The sequence below is a fragment of the Ilyomonas limi genome, assembly GCF_005233845.1.
GTDB classification, from domain to species: Bacteria; Bacteroidota; Bacteroidia; order Chitinophagales; family Chitinophagaceae; genus Ilyomonas; species Ilyomonas limi.
Genome location: NZ_SZQL01000001.1, coordinates 709,496 through 727,127, shown reverse-complemented (window position 1 = coordinate 727,127; position 17,632 = coordinate 709,496). Strand labels below are relative to the sequence as shown.

Sequence of the window (17,632 nt, the reverse complement as noted above, 5' to 3'; positions counted from 1 at the left end):
ACTTGTATAAAAAAATTTGAATAATGAAAACGATGTATCAACTTTCTTTTATTGCAATGGTGCTGCTGTTTGCCGCAGGTTGCAAAAAGGACGAACACCAGGTTATTTATAAAGGCGGTACCGCACCGGTGCTCACGGTACAGCAAGGTACCGATGTATCTTATGTAAATGCCAGTAAAACTGCACTGACACTTTCGTGGACAAATCCCGGGTACCAATTCAATACAGGCATCTCCTCACTGGATGTTACCTACAATATAGAAATAGATACGGCAGCCGATTTTTCGAACCCAAATAAAAAGGTAATCACAGTTAGCAAAGACCTAAGCTATTCATTTATAGTCTCAGACCTGAATGATATTATGCTTAATCAATTGCTGCTACAGGCCGGAATGCCACATACGTTACAAATACGCGTGATATCCAGCATGGCCAACAGCTCGGCACAGTTACCGTCTAATACTTTGCAGCTTACTTTAACACCGTATGCTATTCCACCAAAGGTGACACCGCCTGCTTCCGGTGAGTTGTACCTTGTAGGCAGTGCTACTGCCGGTGGCTGGGACAATCCGGTACCGGTACCTTCCCAAAAATTTACGCAGATAAGCCCTACTTTATACGAGATTACCGTGTCGTTGATTGGCGGTCAAGAATACCTCTTTATTCCGGTAAATGGCGACTGGAGCCATAAATATGCAGTGAAGGATAAAAGTATAGCCGGCCTGAGCGGCGGCGGCGATTTCGGCTACGACCTGGGTGATAATTTTCCTGCACCAGCAAACAGTGGCACCTACAAAATCACAGTTGATTTTCAGCGTGGCAAGTTTACAGTAACACCTCAATAACCTTTTTCAAACTAAATGAAAATGAAATTACTTATAAAGTTCTTCCTGTTTATTGTTGCCGGTGTGCTCATTACGGCCTGCGATAAAGAAGGCAATTTACCTTTTTATAATACAGGTACTGCGCCTGCGCTCACGGCAAGTACCATGCAGATTGCGCCTGCGCCTGCCGATTCGAATAACGTGGCATTAGCACTCACCTGGACGAATCCTAATTATGCTACTGATTCTTCTACCGTGAAGTATGTAGTTCAGATTGATTCTGCCGGGAAAGGATTTGCTAATGCGGTAAGCAGAACAGTTACCGGCAAATTCTCAGATAGCTTGACCGCAAAAGATTTAAACACCATAGCGCTGGGTTTTGGCTTCGCTTTCAACATAGCTTACAGCATGGATATCAGGCTGGTATCTTCTTATGCCAATAACAACGACCAGCAGGTTTCCAATACAGTTACCATCCAGTACACGCCGTATAAAGTACCCCCCAAAGTGCCATTGCCTTCTTCCGGCGAGTTGTATTTGGTGGGTAGTGCTACTGCCGGTGGCTGGGATAATCCGGTGCCGGTGCCTTCTCAAAAATTTATGCAGATAGATGAAACTACCTGGTCGGGTGTATTCCAGTTGAATGGCGGCGGGGAATACCTTGTATTGCCGGTAAATGGTAGCTGGGATCATAAATATGCGGTAGCAGACAAATCGGTTGCAGGACTTAATAATGGTGGTGAATTTGGCTACGATTTGGGTGATAATTTTCCCGGACCTGCCACTTCAGGTTTGTATGTTATTACACTTAATTTCCAGTCGGGTATGTTTACTGTTGCGCCTTATACCGGCGGCATTTTGCCCGGCACCCTGTACATTGTAGGTGATGCTACACCGGGTGGCTGGGACAATCCGGTGCCGGTACCCTTGCAGGAGTTTACCCGTTTAAATTCTGCACAGTTTGAACTGACTATATACCTTACGGGCGGTATGCAATATTTATTTTTGCCGGTAAATGGTAGTTGGGATCATAAGTTCGCAGTTGATGATGCTTCTGCCGAAGGTGCTAAAACAGCTGGCACTTTCCGGTACGATGCTCCAACTAATTTTCCGGGTCCTGATGAGAGCGGTACCTACAAAATAGATGTCAATTTCATTGATAATACTTATAAACTGACTAAGCAATAAAAACATAGAATTAATAAACAAAAGGTCGCTTTACATAAGGCGACCTTTTTGTTAGGGTAAATATTATTGTTATTGACATTATGAAATTCAGGCAATATCCATCAATACTTTGCTGCTCTTAGTACGATTTATTTAATACTGTTTTCAATCAAGCAGTATAATATGCGTTTAGCTCGAAGATCCGCATGTTCCTGCTTGCAGGCTATATGATAACCTTACGGAGTAGTATTAATACCATTTCAAAGTAGATAGTCCGGTTAATCAGAGTAGGGATAAATTAGTTGCGTAATCTTACTGATTCCCATAATTCAATTAAAAAGCAATAAGAATAAATAAATAGTATATTTTAAAAAATATGCTGTTTATTTTCAATAATTAGTTGGCATAATGCAGGTAACCATTTACACAATAAAAAATCGCTTAACGGATGTTAAGCGATTTTTTGTTTATTACAGTTATCCTGCAGGTGCAATTGTATTTGATAAAAGCAAGAGCAGGATGGTATGCCTGCTCTTTTATTTTTATGCTGTAGTAACCTTATTCCATGTTCTTCTTCTCCAGCCCTTTATGCTCCTCTTCCTCGTGATGTACAGGTGCTGGTTGTTCGCTTTTCACCTTATAATATGGATCATAAGCATTGCGGTTATTGTTGTATGCCTTACCATCGTACAGGAAAGCGATAATGAACCACACAAACAAAAATAGCGGAATACAAATGGTCATTATCATATTTCTTATCTCATGCTTCAGGTGCATAAAATAGCCTGCAATATAAAAGGCCTTTGCCAGCATTAAAATGAGAATGACCCCTTTTACAAAGTGCCTCGTTGGATTGTCTTCAGGTATGTGAATCATGCTGTAACCAAGCGCCAGCTCTACAAGTGTAAGAATGGTTAGGATGATGGTTACTCTTTTTATTTCTTTCGTTCCGCCACCATGATGCTCATGATATTCAACTGCAGAGGAATGTTCCATACTTTTAAAGTTTTTAAAGATTTTGTACTAATAAATTTAAACAAGATAAAAAAGAGTAAATACAAATACCCAAACGAGATCAACAAAGTGCCAGTATAAGCCTGCCTTTTCAATCATCAGGTAATGCCCCCTCCGCTCAAACACATTGGAGAGCGTCATAATAAGCATAATAATATTGATGATAACGCCCGAGAAAACGTGAAAGCCGTGGAAGCCGGTAATAGTAAAAAAGAAATTGGTGAAGTTAGGACTTGCTACCGTACCATTCCAGTTTGGAAAAGGATTTCTTCCCCACCATGCACCTTCATGGTACAAGTGCGTCCATTCCCACGCCTGGCAGCTTAAGAAAGCCAAACCGCCAATGATGGTTAATATCAGGTTGATGACGACTTTTCTTTTATCCATCGCATGGCCAGCCTGCACAGCCAGCACCATCGTAACCGAGCTGATGATGAGTATAAAAGTCATTAAGCTCACAAACAAAAGCGGATAATTATTACCTGTCAGACCTGGAAAAGTATTGAACACTTTGTTTGGGTCGGGCCAGGCATTGGTAGCAAACCTGGTAGTACCATACGAAATAAGAAATGCACCGAATGTAAAAGTATCACTCATCAAAAAGTACCACATCATTATTTTTCCATACTCTACATTAAAGGGACTTCTACCGCCGCCCCATAGCTTCTCCGGCGCTGCTGATACTGTATTTGTTGTTGCCATATTACTTGTTAAAGTTTCGTTCGCAAATTTATTAGCAGATTATCAAAACACTGTATAAAACCAAAAGTTTTTCTTTTATACTACTACTATCTTTTCGTTTATTGTTCCTTCCTTCTTTCTACTGTACTTATCCTGCCAGGTGGAAAAATATGAACAGATATATCCATAGAATATCTACAAAATGCCAATATACACTTAGTATTTCCTGCGGTGTACTATCGTACGTTTTTATCCTGGTACTATAGGCTCTTATAAAAAAAATGAGCAATGCTACTACCCCGCCCAATACATGCACCACATGCAGGCCGGTAATAATACCGAGAAATGAAGCAGACGGATTACTGCCATCGCCTATTATTTGTATGCCGCGTGAATACAGATCGTAAAAACCAAAGCCTTGTAATATCGCAAATAATACGCCCAACAAAGCGGTGATGCCAAGCAGCATGCGATAACGCAACCGTTCACGCGCCCGAAATGCTTTGAGCGATAAGTGTATGGTTATACTGCTAATAATAATAACAACTGTAGAATACCAAAATACTTTGGGCATTTCAAACTCCAGCCAGTTTTGCTGTGCATGCCTCACAATATAGGCACTTGTAAGCGCAGCAAACATCATTATAATGGAACCTATCGCCACCCACAGCGTGAACTTGTGCGGGTGAAGGCGGTTTGAATCCGCACGCTGTACACTCATAATCATAAAATATTTTCGATTTAAACTTTAAGTAAAAGAGATCTTACATCTTATCGGCCAATAGTGCAAGTAATACTATCGGCAAATAAATATAACTGCTAAACATTACCCGGCGTGCCGCTTTTACATCCATCTCAATATACAAACGCACACATTGAAACACGATAAACAGATTGCACACCAGCACAACAAACAGGCTTACTTGTCCGCTAATGCCTAATTCATAAGGCAGCATGCCTACCGGCACCATTAGTACAGCATAAATAATGGCTTGCAATGCGGTAAAACGTGTTGGCCCCTTGTCGGACGGCAACAATTTAAATCCAGCTTTGCTGTAATCGGTATGAGCAACCCAGGCAATTGCCCAAAAATGCGGAAACTGCCATAGGAACTGCAATGCAAATAATGCCCAGCCACCCATGTTGGTGTACTGCTGTCCCAATACATCTAATGTAGCAAATGGATTGATAATGCCCGTGCCAGCTACCCAGCCTATAAGACATGGCAATGCACCCGGAAAAGCGCCAACCAGTACAGCCAGTGAATTGACTTTTTTAAGCGGCGTATATACAAAGGCATACAACAGAAGACTGATAAGCGACAACAAAGCAGATTCTGCATTGAAAAAAACATACATCATCCATACACCTGCAAAGCCTGTAATGAATGCAAAGCCATATGCTTCATTAGCACTCATTCTTCCGCTTGCAACGGGGCGCGCGGCTGTACGTTTCATTAAAGCATCAGTTTCCCGTTCAGCAGCCTGGTTAATGGTATTCGCACTTCCGGTAACTAGCATGCCTGCTACAAACAATAGGATTATTCTTGTCCAGTCATATACAATACCCGGCACCAATAAATAACAAATCACACATGAAAAAACAACCGTAAAGCTCAAAGTAAACTTCGTGAGCTGCAGGTAATCCTTAACCTTCAGCGTCAGCCTTAATGAAGTATGATTTTCTGTATTTAGCTCCCCTGTCAACGATTTCACAATTTAGTATTAACAAAATGCCCTGATTTCTCAGGGCATCAGTGAAAAATTAAAAGATATTATTCAATACGATTGATACAACTATCATTCATAACTTAATGAATATTCTCATCTGCCCCTACCGGTGTCGTTTGCGGTATAAACTCGCGGTTATCCTTACCATAGTCGTATGGCCAGCGGTGTACTTCCGGTATTTCTCCGGTCCAGTTGCCGTGCCCTGGTTTGATAGGGGTAGTCCATTCCAAAGTATTAGCACCCCATGGATTTTGCGTACGCACTTTTCTGCCTTTCCATATAGAATAAAAAAAGTTGAATAAGAATAGTATCTGCACGGAGAATACAATAATGGCTACGGTACTCATGAAGCGGTTAAGCCCTTCAAAATGGTCAAAAGATACCCAGGGAGTATAATCATAATATCGGCGCGGCATACCGGCAAAGCCCTGATAGTGCATAGGCCAAAATATAAGATAAGCACCTATCATCGTAAGCCAGAAATGTATATAGGCTAAAGTATTATTCATATAACGGCCATACATTTTTGGATACCAGTGATATACACCTGCAAACATGCCAAACATGGCGGCTACGCCCATTACAAGATGGAAGTGTGCGATAACAAAATAGGTATCGTGCAGGTGAATATCTAATGCAGAATTACCCAGGAAGATACCTGTTAAGCCACCGGAGATAAAGATGCTTACAAAGCCTATTGCAAAAAGCATAGCAGGCGTAAAACGTATGTTGCCTCGCCACAAAGTAGTAAGCCAGTTAAATACTTTAATAGCTGATGGCACTGCTATAAGCAAAGTAAGTAATACGAATATTGAACCAAGGAATGGATTAAGACCCGACACAAACATATGATGTGCCCACACTAAGAAAGACAGTACAGCAATTGCAAATAAGGAGCCTACCATTGCCATATAACCGAATATAGGTTTACGTGCATTTATAGACATTATTTCCGAAACGATGCCCATAGCCGGCAGTATGATAATGTACACTTCCGGGTGCCCTAAAAACCAGAATAAATGCTGGTATAATATAGGGCTGCCACCTTCGTGCGGCAAAGGACCTACACCACTTATAAATATGTCGGAAAGATAAAAGGAGGTTCCAAAGTTGCGGTCGAATATCAGCAATATAAATCCGGAGAACAATACAGGAAAAGAAAGTACACCTAAAATTGCGGTAAAAAACAAACCCCAGATAGTAAGCGGCAATCTTGTCATGCTCATACCTTTGGTACGCATGTTCAATACAGTGGAAATATAATTAAGACCAGCCAATAACTGCGATACTACAAAAAGCGCCATTGCTATTAGCCAAAGATCCATACCCGTTTTAGAGCCGGGCGAGGCGTCGCCCAAAGCACTCAAAGGCGGATATGCTGTCCACCCTCCTGAAAATGGACCAGTTTCTACAAACATAGAAGACAGCATCACAATACTCGCAGTAAAAAAGAACCAATAACTAAGCATATTCATCAGCGGCGAAGCCATATCACGTGCACCCACCTGCAAAGGTATCAGCAGGTTGGCAAAGGTGCCGCTTAAGCCGGCTGTCAATACAAAAAATATCAGTACTGTTCCATGTGTTGTAACCAGCGCATAATAGGCCTCAGGTGTAATATGTCCATCTTTCACCCACCATTTACCTAATATATCCTGCACCCACATTGGCAGCGGTTCGTTGGGATACCCCAGTTGCCAACGGAATAAAAGAGACATAGCACCGCCAATTACAGCCCACACCATACCGGTGATAAGAAACTGCTTGGCAATCATTTTATGATCCTGGCTAAAGATATATTTTGTTATAAAAGTCTCATGATGATGGTGCTCGTGATGCTCTTCGTGAACACCGGCGGTATGTGCTCCACCCACTCCTGTTTGCAAAATTGCTTCGTTGCTCATATCAAACTCCTTTATAATAATTACGTGTATTGCTTTACTTTAAATTGGGAGAATTGCCTACCGGATTACCGCTTGTACCTCTTAATCTGGAAGTATCTCCGGTATTAGGGTTAGTAGGCGGCGTAGCTACCTGTACCTTATTTGCCGGATCCTTTTCGGGAAAAGCAGCATAATAATTAGGCTTTTGCTGAGACAGCCATGCATCAAACTCTGCCTGTGTTACTACTACAATCACGCCCCGCATGGAGTAATGACCATTACCACACATCTGATCGCAGGTAATCTCGTACTGAAAATTTGGATTGCCCGTTTTCTCCTGCATTTCCTTTGTAGTGAGCGTTGGTGTAAACCAAATGGTAGTAGGAATACCGGGCACCGCATCCATTTTCATTCTAAAATGTATCAGCCCCACGTCATGCACCACATCTCTGGAGTTAATAATCATTTTCACAGGGCGGTTTTTCACAAGGTACAAAGTGGTGGGCATTACATCATCAAAATTCGCAGGGTCTGCATGTAAATTCAACGCGGCACTATCTCTCCATATCTGACCTAAAGGGTTATTGGCGCCATCATCTATTACCCTGTAAAATGTTTGGCCAAATTTGTGGTCTCTGCCCGGATAGCGATATAGCCAGCCAAACTGTTTACCAACTACTTCAACTTCCATTGCATTCTTTGGTGCGGCACTCGTCATTGCAAACCAGTTTCTTAAGCCTATTACTACCAACACCGTTAATGCAATTGCCGGCACCACAGTCCAAATCAATTCCAATGTATTGTTGTGCGGAAAAAAGTAAACCTTTCGGTTATCGTTGTGCTGATAACGGTAAGCAAACCAGAAAAGCAGTATTTGTGTAACGAAAAATACAATACCAGTGATAATGATTGTCCATGTAAACATCTGATCGTACTTCTCACCGTGGTCACTGGCTGCCCCGATAGGCATTACGGTTTTGCTATAAAACAATTCATTGGACCAATACACACCAATTAAGCCCAACACCAAAAATGAAATCATCAGAAAAGCATTAATCTTATTCTGTTGTCTGTTAGACTTTTGCTCACCTTTCAATACAGCTACATATTCGGCAGCTTTTGCAATCTGAAATATGATCAGAAAAATCAGTACTACTACTGCAATGGTAAAAAACAACGACATGCTATAAACAAGTTTTCTTTTCTATAAATATGCTATGTTTAGCCTATACTTCATCTGCCTTCTGGCAAATTATCTTTACTATCTTACTCCCCAAATTCAATAATCCCCGGTTTAGTATCAGCAATTACTTCAATTCCTTTATTTATTATTTAATTCACAAATTTTGTACTCAACCCTCCTCTCCTGCCTCTCTTACTATGCCTGTTATGTATGGTGAATAATACTTTCTTTAAGGAATGGATGATACTTTGCCACCAGTGGCCTCGAAGCCAGCGACCTGCCTACAATCAATATCATTAAACCTATAAACAGGGCGGCCACTCCAAAATCGAGCCAGCCACTACTTAGCAGTGTTACATGCTGCTCAGATATACTACCCATTACCATTTGGTAGAAATCTATCCAGTGCCCAAATACAATAAGCACCGCCATAAAGGTCATTAGTGTATAGTTTCTCTTTACAGAGCGTTTCATCAGAATGAGAATAGGACAAACAAAGTTTACAATCAAATTGAAGAAGAAGATACCTCTGTATGCACCCTCCACACGATGTTTGAAATAAATAGTTTCCTCAGGAATATTGGCATACCAGATTAGCATATACTGTGCAAACCAAAGGTACGTCCAGAAAATTGAGAAAGCAAACACGAATTTACCCAAGTCATGTAAATGCTCCTGGTTGGTTAGCTCGAGATAGCCTTTGTTTTTTAAATAAATCACCCATAAGGTTATTAATGACATGCCTGCTACAAATGTGCTTGCAAAGGTGTACCAGCTATACATAGTTGAGTACCACTCTGCATCAATACTCATCATCCAAAACCAGGGTGTAACAGAACCCGTTGTAAGCGCAAACCATACTATAAACATGGCAGCCGTAACGGTGTTGCGCCAAACAAAACTTTTACCTTGCTCATAGCTAAGCTGTCCATTATCGGTTTCGGCAGACAGCCTGCGCATGCGTGCACCTAATACACTCCACAAACCAATAGTAAGAAGTGTCCAGATAATAAAAAATGGTTTATTTAAAAAACCTGATTTGCCCTGTATCATTTTACTGTGTGCTACCTCTTTACTATCCAGCCATTGATAAATATAGCCTTTGTCTGACAAAACAATAAAAATCATGAGAAGACCTGCGATAGTACCAAAAATGGGCACCAGCGTTGAGATAGCTTCGGGTACACGGCGAAAAGTGGCATCCCACCCGCCCATAGCCAGTGTAGTGGCGCATATAAAAAACATACACGCATTGCATATCATCATAAAATACAAACTATTATATAAGAGCGTACCCCAAAACACTGCCCGCTCGTGCTCTTCACTGCTTAACCCTTTTGTAATAAAGCCTATAATAGTTAGTAGCAGTCCAATAGCAATCAGGGCTAAAGACCATGTTCGCATTTTACCTGGTATCTCAAATTTTTCTTTTATAGCAGCCATTATTTCTTTTTTATAGCTTAAAACAGAAGTAAATATTTATTTCGTTGCACTTGTGCCAGCAGATGTTGTTGAGCTTGTATTTGCATTGGCGCCGGCATCTGCATTAGCAGGCTCTGTATTGCTGGTGCTCGCTGGCTTAGGAGCATTAGCAGCCTGCTTCGATTTTATATAATTAATAACCATCCAGCGCTGATGATGATCCAACTGCGACCCGTAAGGTCCCATCAGGTTTTTACCATAAGTAATGGAATAATACATCTGACCAGGAGGCATATTTACCGTATAAGGATCACTAACCAGGTTTTTAGGTGCTGATGGGAAAGGTCCCTGACCACCCTTATAAAGCGGGCCATTGCCATCCAGCTTGGAACCATGGCATATTGCACAGTTGATTAAATATAGCCGTTCGCCCTCTTTTAAATCTGCTGCACCCGGATTGGTTAATGGATTTTGTATCTGTTTGGAGGCTACATAGTAGGTACTATCGCCAGCCTTGTCTTTTGGCAGGGTAAAGGTTAAGTCTTCCCCTCTCATAATAGTACCTGCCACCGGACGAGCATTATAGAAAATTTTACCATGCGGATTCGCCGAATCCATAGTAAAATAGTTCGTATCTCTTACAACATAGGTTTCGTAAGCCCTGCTGTAAGCCATGTCAGGCATATAAATAAGTCCAGGCTCTCGTCTTATATCACTACACCCGGTCGCAACAGCAACACCTGCAATAGAAAATAATATAATAGATAACTTTTTCATCATAAATAAGTTCCTGTTTTATACTGGCTGTACGTACGTATCTCTTATCAGCTGCTGGTCTTTATCGTAACGGCCAAACCACCAGCCGGGTTCTGCTTCTTGTACATTTACATCTATGGCGCCGTTATTGGTGAGAAAGGCTTTCAAGTCATCTACATTGGTCTTGGCAGTACATTCAATCACCATTACAAAAAGATCATCGGTGGCCCTCAGGCTAAAGTGGTGTTTTTTTACAAAAGGCATCATTTGACACAAATAGCAGAAAGTAATAACCATACCTACCGCAGAAAACAACACGGTCAACTCAAAAGTAATGGGTATAAAAGCCGGTAATGCAAAGTGAGGCTTGCCACCAATGTTTACCGGCCAATCCGTTGTAAAAATCCAGCCCATACAACCTAAGGCAGTTGCTGTACCGGTAATGCCATAAATAAACCCTGCCGTATGAAGACTGGTTTCCCTTATACCTATGGCATGGTCAAGCCCATGTACCGGAAAGGGCGTATATACATCATGTATTTTGTATCCAGCCGTGCGTACTTTTTTCACAGCAGGAAATAATACATCTTCATTATCAAAAGATCCTACTACAAATTTCTTTTTTGCCATAATCCTATTCCCGCAGGAAATTTAATGGTTAAATATATTGCTGTACTTACTTCAACTAATACTATCTTTTAATGCGCAAACTGGTGTACAAATTCTGCCGGCTCTTCTTTTTCTATCGGCGTCATTCTGTCTTTATAATTTTCGCCCGATGTTTTTAATATAGCCTTGATTTCGGCTGTTGCAATTACCGGGAAGTATTTCGCAAACAGGAAGAAGCAGGTAAAGAACAAACCGAATGTACCAAGATAGAAGCCTACCTCCCAGATGCTTGGGCTATAATATACAGTCCAGGACGAAGGCAGGTAATCTCGGTATATGGAAGTAACGATGATTACAAAACGCTCGAACCACATACCTGTATTTACAATGATGCTCATGAAGAACGTTAATGTAACATTTCTTCTTAGTTTTCTGAACCAGAACACCTGCGGAGACAATACGTTGCAGGCCATCATTCCCCAATAGCTCCAGCCATACGGGCTAAACAAGTTGCCGCGGCTGTAGAAAAATGCATAGGCCTCGTATTTATTCTGGCTATAAAAAGCCATAAATAACTCGGTAAGGTAAGCGCAACCTACGATAGAGCCGGTGAGTACAATTACTTTATTCATTGCTTCTATATGCCCTATAGTAATATAATCCTCCAGGTGAAGCACTTTGCGGACAACAATCAGCAGCGATTGCGTCATTGCAAAGCCAGAGAAGATAGCACCTGCCACAAAATACGGTGGGAAGATTGTGGTATGCCAGCCAGGTATTACGGAAGTAGCAAAGTCGAAAGATACGATGGTGTGTACCGAAAGTACCAGCGGCGTTGCCAAGCCTGCCAGTACGAGCGAGAGCGATTCGTGTCTTTGCCAGTGCTTGGTAGAACCCGTCCAGCCAAAAGAGGCGATACCATATAATAATTTACGGAGTTTTGTTTTAGCACGGTCGCGCACGGTTGCAAAGTCGGGTAATAAACCGCTGTACCAGAATAAAAGGGATACAGTAAAATAAGTAGAGATGGCAAACACGTCCCACATCAGTGGAGAATCAAAGTTTGGCCAAACAGGTCCGCGGGTATTTGGGTAAGGCATTACAAAAAAGCCCATCCATACGCGCCCCATGTGAAAAATAGGGAACTGACCGGCACACATTACCGCAAAAATGGTCATTGCTTCTGCAGCACGGTTTACACCGGTACGCCAGCCCTGCCTGAAGAGCAATAAGATGGCAGAGATTAATGTACCGGCGTGACCAATACCTACCCACCATACAAAGTTGGTGATATCCCAACCCCAGCCAACTGTTTTATTCAAGTTCCACTGCCCGGTGCCATATACCACTTCGCGGTACACGCTGTACACGCCAAACAGCAACAGTGCTACCGAAATGTAAAAGCCTACATACCACAGTTTTGATGGTTTCACTTCAATAGGCGTACAAATATCTACCGTTACCTGATGATAATTTTTATCTCCATCCACCAACGGTTCCCTTAGCTGTGATTCGTATTTTAGTGACATCCGGCAATATTTTAAAATCTAAGAAAACTGAATTTTTTATTTATGGGAATAAACTAAATCGCTGCTATTATCTTTTATCTGCTACCTCTGCATACAATGAGTTGCAACGGCAGCAAATGCTATGCGGCTCCTTCACCTTCATGATGCTCCTCGCCAACACCTATATGTTCGTCTATATTTCTTATCCTCGTGAGATAATTAACATTTGGTAGCGTGTGAAGAAATTCTATCACACCATAAGATCTTTGCGGGTTATTCTTTCTCATCTGAGAAATGGCGCTGTTAGGATCATTTACATTACCAAATACAAATACATTGGTTGGGCAAGCCTGCTGACAGGCGGTTTTTAAATCCCACTCATTATTCTCGCCGGTTTTCAGTGGACGGCTTTCTCTTTTAGCTTTCAGCTTACCCTCCTGCAAACGCTGTACGCAGAAGCTGCACTTTTCCATTACCCCGTGCGAACGAACGGTTACATCGGGGTTCAACACCATACGTGTAAGCGGTTCATTCATGTTCATTACTGCGGCATCCAGTACTTGCCGTTGGTTGTCAGGGAAGCTGTCTGCGCCGGTATAATCGGCCCAGTTGAAGCGACGTACTTTATAAGGGCAGTTATTTGCGCAATAGCGTGTACCAATGCAACGGTTATAAGCCATTTGGTTCAAGCCCTCGCTGCTGTGGTTGGTAGCATCTACCGGACACACATTTTCGCAGGGTGCATTATCGCAGTGCTGGCAAAGCATGGGCTGGTAGGTAACAAATGGATTATCCATATTGCCGCTGTAATAGCGGTCTATACGCAACCAGTGCATATCATGAAAACGCTGTACCTCTTCTTTACCTACAATCGCTATATTATTTTCGCTGATGCAGGCTACTACACAAGCACCGCAGCCAATACAACTGTTCATGTCCACACTCATTCCCCACTTAACGCCCGGTTTTTCGTGATAAGGGAAAATGGTACCTTGTTTTTCAAAATGCTCCAATCCACCAAAAGGTTCCAACTCCTCTTCCCGCTCTTCCAGTATTTCATTTGGCTTTGCCTTAAACTCAGCCAGACTTATTTCTTTTACCACTTCAGTGCGATTGCCCTGAGGCGTATCATAAGTATTATGTGTTTGTACCAGCGCCAACGGATAAGTATTGCCTGTTTTTTCGATAGTTACAGCAGGTACAATATGGCTTATTGTGCTACCGGTATAAGAGGTAAAAGGATATACATTTTTACCACCGCCTACTGTTACTGCTTTACCCAATTCGGGGGTACGTCCGTAACCTACGGCTATACCAATAGTATTTGGATGTGTACCTGGAACAATAAGGAAAGGCAGTTCCACCGTTTTATTACCAGCAGTTACTTTAAGCACCTGCTTTTCCGGGTGTACTTCGTAATCATCTGTGTCGCCGGCTTTTTCCAGATCAATGCCCAGCAGGCTTTTTGCCATTGCCGGAGAAATAATAATATAATTGTCCCAGGTGGCACGTGTTACCGGGTCGGGCAGCTCCTGCAACCAGGGATTGCTGGCGCCCTGACCAGCACCAATGCCTACTTTTTGGTATAAATACAATTCTGTTCCCGATGTTTTTGGCGCATTGGCACTTATAGCAGCTGTTGCAGCGGCTAAACCACCGCCATTATAGGCAGCAGTACCGCCGCTAGTAGGTGCGCCAGTTGTTACCGGCGCAGGAATAGCTACATTAGGCGTACTTTTAGCCATTGTGCTATCTTGGGTAGCAGTAGAAGTCTTAACAGTTGTTGCCGAAGTAGCGGGATGCACTATGCCATCCTGGATGGCTTTGTTCCAACCATCTTCACCGCCTAAAACACCCAGCCAGTATTGCCTTAAATAAGTATAATAATCTGTAGCAGGTGCGCCACTCCATTTAAGCAGGCTATCCTGCCATTGCCTTGTTTTAAATAAAGGATAAATGGTTGGCTGCATTAAGGAATAAGACCCGGACCTTGGCTCAGCATCACCCCAGCTCTCGAGAAAATGGTGATCAGGAATCACATACTTGCAAAGCTGGGTTGTTTCGTCGTTTTTGCTGTTAAAGGAAATGGTTACTTTTACCTTCTTTATGCCATCAGCCACGCTTTTGCTATCACTCCAGGTATATACCGGATTAGCACCGTGAATCAGCAAAGCACCAATTCTTCCGGCATTCATATCTTCTACCAGTTGTGCAAAATCACTATCTATACCCTGGCGATAGTTTAAAGTCGTATTCCAGTCAATGGTTTTTCCATTTGCACCTATCGCTTCATTAATGGCATTCACCACTATTTGTACATTCGGGTCGTTGCTGCCGCACACTACCACGCTGGCACCTTTATTAGCATTTAACAGCGTAGCCGTTTTTTCAATACCAGCCTTCAGTTTAGCATCAGATATGCCTGTAGTACCAGTACTATTAACAGCATTCAGCAAGGCAACTGCTACGGCGCCTATTTCTGAAGGACGATGCAAATAACGTTCATCAGCACAACCACCTGTCATACTCAGCACACTCTCAAACTGAATGTGCTTGCTCATGGCAGGATTTTGTTCGTTTATTTTTCTACCTTTTGCATATTGTGGTGCAAACTCTACGGGACTAAGCCAGGTACCTAAAAAGTCAGCCGACAGACTTACAATTACTTTTGCATTATCAAAGCGGTAGGTAGGTATAGCCTGGCGGCCATAGCTGGCTTTGTTTGCCAGCAACATGCCGCTATGCGAAACAGCATCGTACTGTATATGGCGGCTGCCAGGGTATTTTGCAAGAAACTGCGCTATTACCCCCTTAGTGGTAGGAGAATTGATAGTGCTGGTTAAAAGAACTACCGGAGCACCACCCAAATTGGCAAGGTCAACAGCTATAGCTCTGTCAATAGCTTCGTGTGTTACTTCGTTTTGCTTACGTGTAATATAAGGATAGCGCAACCGTGCCGTATCATACAAGTCGAGCACCGAAGCCTGCACGCGGGCAGATGTACCGCCAAAGGTGATGGGCGATAACTCGTTGCCCTCTATTTTTATAGGACGTCCATCCCTTACTTTAGCCAATATACTCACCGCATCGCCATCCTGCACATAAGTAGTTGCATAATAATTGGCGGTGCCGGGTACAATATCTTCAGGCTTATTGGCAAAAGGAATAACCCTTTTTACGGGCATTTCGCAGCTTGCAGCAACGGCTGCTGCAGCCGTACTGAAGCCTAAATATTTCAAGAAGTCTCTTCGTGGTCTTACTGCTTCAAGCAGTCCTTTATTATCTGCTACGAATGGAAGGTCTTCGCGAAATTCATCTTTGGCAGCATCATTGAATGCTTCGGTTCGATTAAGCTCGCCAAAACTTTGCCAGTGCTTGTTTCCCATAATTTAAATTCTGTAATGTGCTGATTAAAGCTAATTATGCTGAATAACCAATGTGCATCTGTACTAAATTGCTCTGTGCTGTGTTACCTGCTGATTAGCCGATATTATCTTAATAGTGACATTTCTGGCACTCTGTGCCGCCTATTTTTTCTACAGTAATATTTGTAGTATCTAAAGTGCCGTTTTTTATTTTTTCGTGGTACTGTTCGTAAATGCTGTAGAAACCATTGTCTTTAAATTGAACCTGCGTATTGCGGTGGCAATTGATACACCAGCCCATGCTCAGGTCAGCAAACTGATATACTTCATTCATATTCTGTATTTCGCCATGGCAGCTCTGGCATTGTACTTTACCTACTTTCACGTGCTGCGAGTGGTTGAAGTAAACATGGTCGGGCAGATTATGAATGCGCACCCAGGGTATTGGCTGTGCTTTGCTGGCATCCCACAGCTTGCCATATTCAAAGCCGGCATATTGATACAGTTTCTGTATTTCAGCAGTTCCATCATGCTCCTTACCATCGCCATCTACCAGTTTATCAGGGCCTTTGTATTCGTTGATACCCATGTGGCAGTTCATACAAATATTTACAGAAGGGATATTGGCTTGCTTGCCCACTTCGGTATTGCCGTGACAATACAAACAACTTATTTGATTAGTGCCGGCGTGCACTTTATGCGAATAGAATATAGGCTGAACCGGCTCATACTTTTGTGAACGTCCCAGGCCAATAGCGCCGGAAACAGTAAAGTAACCACTGATCAAGAACAGGATAACCGCAACAAAAGCGATGTATGCCTTGTTACGCCAGAAAGGCAATGGCTCTGTACCGCCAACCCCTTCTTTGTCGTCTGCAAGTCTTTTAAGATTGCTGTTTACCTGCAGCAATACAAAAGAAACAATGGCTAAGATTAAAGTAAGAATACCAAACAAGAGCGTATTATCGCCGGATGCTTCGGGGTTTGTAGCGGTTGCAGCGCCCGGTACAGGTGCCGTTGCAGCCGGAACACTTTTAATGTAATCCAGTATAGCATCAATATCCTTTTCAGACAGACCGGGGAATGCTGTCATCATTACGCCGCCGTATTCTTTAAACAAACCTTGTGTATAAGGGTCCGTTTTCATGAAGCCAGCCGGATTGTGTATCCAGGCATGTAGCGCTTTCCGGTCTGTCCACGGGCCTCTTTCTTCCACGCCGGCTAATGCGGGACCAACAAGGCGTTTATTTACCTGGTGGCACGATGCACAGTTTGCTGCAAACAGAGATTGCCCGTTCTGAGCATTTGCCTTGAAACCTACTATAAATAAGAAAAATAAAATAACAACTGAACCAATGTGTTTTCCTAATCTGCTATGGTGATTCATATTCACAGTCTGAGAGGTTGGATGTAGAAAAATTCCCTTGTGGACGGCCGCAAAAATATGACAGGAACTTGACAAAAGCGCAATGCCTTAAAATTTTTTTGTC

General features: G+C 42.5%; 14 protein-coding genes. 2 read left to right on the top strand and 12 right to left on the bottom strand.

The window, feature by feature from the left end; all coding sequences use genetic code 11:
* The first annotated feature begins 23 nt into the window (after window positions 1-23).
* Together FC093_RS02865 and FC093_RS02860 are read left to right on the top strand one after the other, a co-directional pair.
* A complete protein-coding gene (locus FC093_RS02865) occupies window positions 24-845 on the top strand; it encodes a SusE domain-containing protein (protein ID WP_137260209.1) in 822 nt (273 codons plus the stop codon).
* A gap of 21 nt (window positions 846-866) precedes the next feature.
* Window positions 867-2,012 carry a SusE domain-containing protein gene (locus tag FC093_RS02860; protein ID WP_170970974.1) on the top strand — a complete coding sequence of 382 codons (1,146 nt, stop codon included), beginning with the start codon at window positions 867-869 and terminating at the stop codon, window positions 2,010-2,012.
* A gap of 537 nt (window positions 2,013-2,549) precedes the next feature.
* On the opposite strand, the gene FC093_RS02855 is transcribed toward FC093_RS02860, so the two are convergent.
* The 12 genes from FC093_RS02855 to FC093_RS02800 all read right to left on the bottom strand — a co-directional run bounded on the left by FC093_RS02855 (window position 2,550) and on the right by FC093_RS02800 (window position 17,529).
* Window positions 2,550-2,987 carry a cytochrome C oxidase subunit IV family protein gene (locus FC093_RS02855; RefSeq protein ID WP_137260207.1) on the bottom strand — a complete coding sequence of 146 codons (438 nt, stop codon included), beginning with the start codon at window positions 2,985-2,987 and terminating at the stop codon, window positions 2,550-2,552.
* A gap of 36 nt (window positions 2,988-3,023) precedes the next feature.
* Complete coding sequence (locus FC093_RS02850) at window positions 3,024-3,707, bottom strand: cytochrome c oxidase subunit 3 (protein ID WP_137260206.1); 684 nt, start codon at window positions 3,705-3,707, stop codon at window positions 3,024-3,026.
* Window positions 3,708-3,834: 127 nt separating this feature from the next.
* A complete protein-coding gene (locus FC093_RS02845) occupies window positions 3,835-4,407 on the bottom strand; it encodes a cytochrome c oxidase subunit 3 (RefSeq protein WP_137260205.1) in 573 nt (190 codons plus the stop codon).
* A 43-nt stretch (window positions 4,408-4,450) separates the two neighbouring features.
* Complete coding sequence (cyoE, locus tag FC093_RS02840; protein WP_240743159.1) at window positions 4,451-5,401, bottom strand: heme o synthase; 951 nt, start codon at window positions 5,399-5,401, stop codon at window positions 4,451-4,453.
* A gap of 95 nt (window positions 5,402-5,496) precedes the next feature.
* Window positions 5,497-7,320 (bottom strand): cytochrome c oxidase subunit I, encoded by a 1,824-nt coding sequence (locus FC093_RS02835; RefSeq protein WP_137260204.1) that lies wholly within the window; start codon window positions 7,318-7,320, stop codon window positions 5,497-5,499.
* Between the two features lie 34 nt (window positions 7,321-7,354).
* The gene (locus FC093_RS02830; protein WP_137260203.1) at window positions 7,355-8,482 is read right to left on the bottom strand and encodes a cytochrome c oxidase subunit II; all 1,128 of its coding nucleotides are present in this window, start codon (window positions 8,480-8,482) and stop codon (window positions 7,355-7,357) included.
* A 204-nt stretch (window positions 8,483-8,686) separates the two neighbouring features.
* Entirely contained in the window at window positions 8,687-9,925 is a 1,239-nt protein-coding gene (locus FC093_RS02825) for a quinol:cytochrome C oxidoreductase (RefSeq protein WP_137260202.1), read from the bottom strand.
* Between the two features lie 36 nt (window positions 9,926-9,961).
* On the bottom strand, window positions 9,962-10,684 hold the full coding sequence (locus FC093_RS02820) for a c-type cytochrome (RefSeq protein WP_240743158.1): 723 nt from the start codon (window positions 10,682-10,684) through the stop codon (window positions 9,962-9,964).
* Between the two features lie 15 nt (window positions 10,685-10,699).
* Window positions 10,700-11,290 carry a DUF3341 domain-containing protein gene (locus FC093_RS02815; protein WP_137260201.1) on the bottom strand — a complete coding sequence of 197 codons (591 nt, stop codon included), beginning with the start codon at window positions 11,288-11,290 and terminating at the stop codon, window positions 10,700-10,702.
* A gap of 68 nt (window positions 11,291-11,358) precedes the next feature.
* The gene (gene nrfD / locus FC093_RS02810; RefSeq protein ID WP_137260200.1) at window positions 11,359-12,798 is read right to left on the bottom strand and encodes an NrfD/PsrC family molybdoenzyme membrane anchor subunit; all 1,440 of its coding nucleotides are present in this window, start codon (window positions 12,796-12,798) and stop codon (window positions 11,359-11,361) included.
* A gap of 119 nt (window positions 12,799-12,917) precedes the next feature.
* Complete coding sequence (locus tag FC093_RS02805) at window positions 12,918-16,163, bottom strand: TAT-variant-translocated molybdopterin oxidoreductase (protein ID WP_137260199.1); 3,246 nt, start codon at window positions 16,161-16,163, stop codon at window positions 12,918-12,920.
* A gap of 109 nt (window positions 16,164-16,272) precedes the next feature.
* Window positions 16,273-17,529 (bottom strand): c-type cytochrome, encoded by a 1,257-nt coding sequence (locus FC093_RS02800; protein ID WP_137260198.1) that lies wholly within the window; start codon window positions 17,527-17,529, stop codon window positions 16,273-16,275.
* Window positions 17,530-17,632 lie beyond the last annotated feature (103 nt).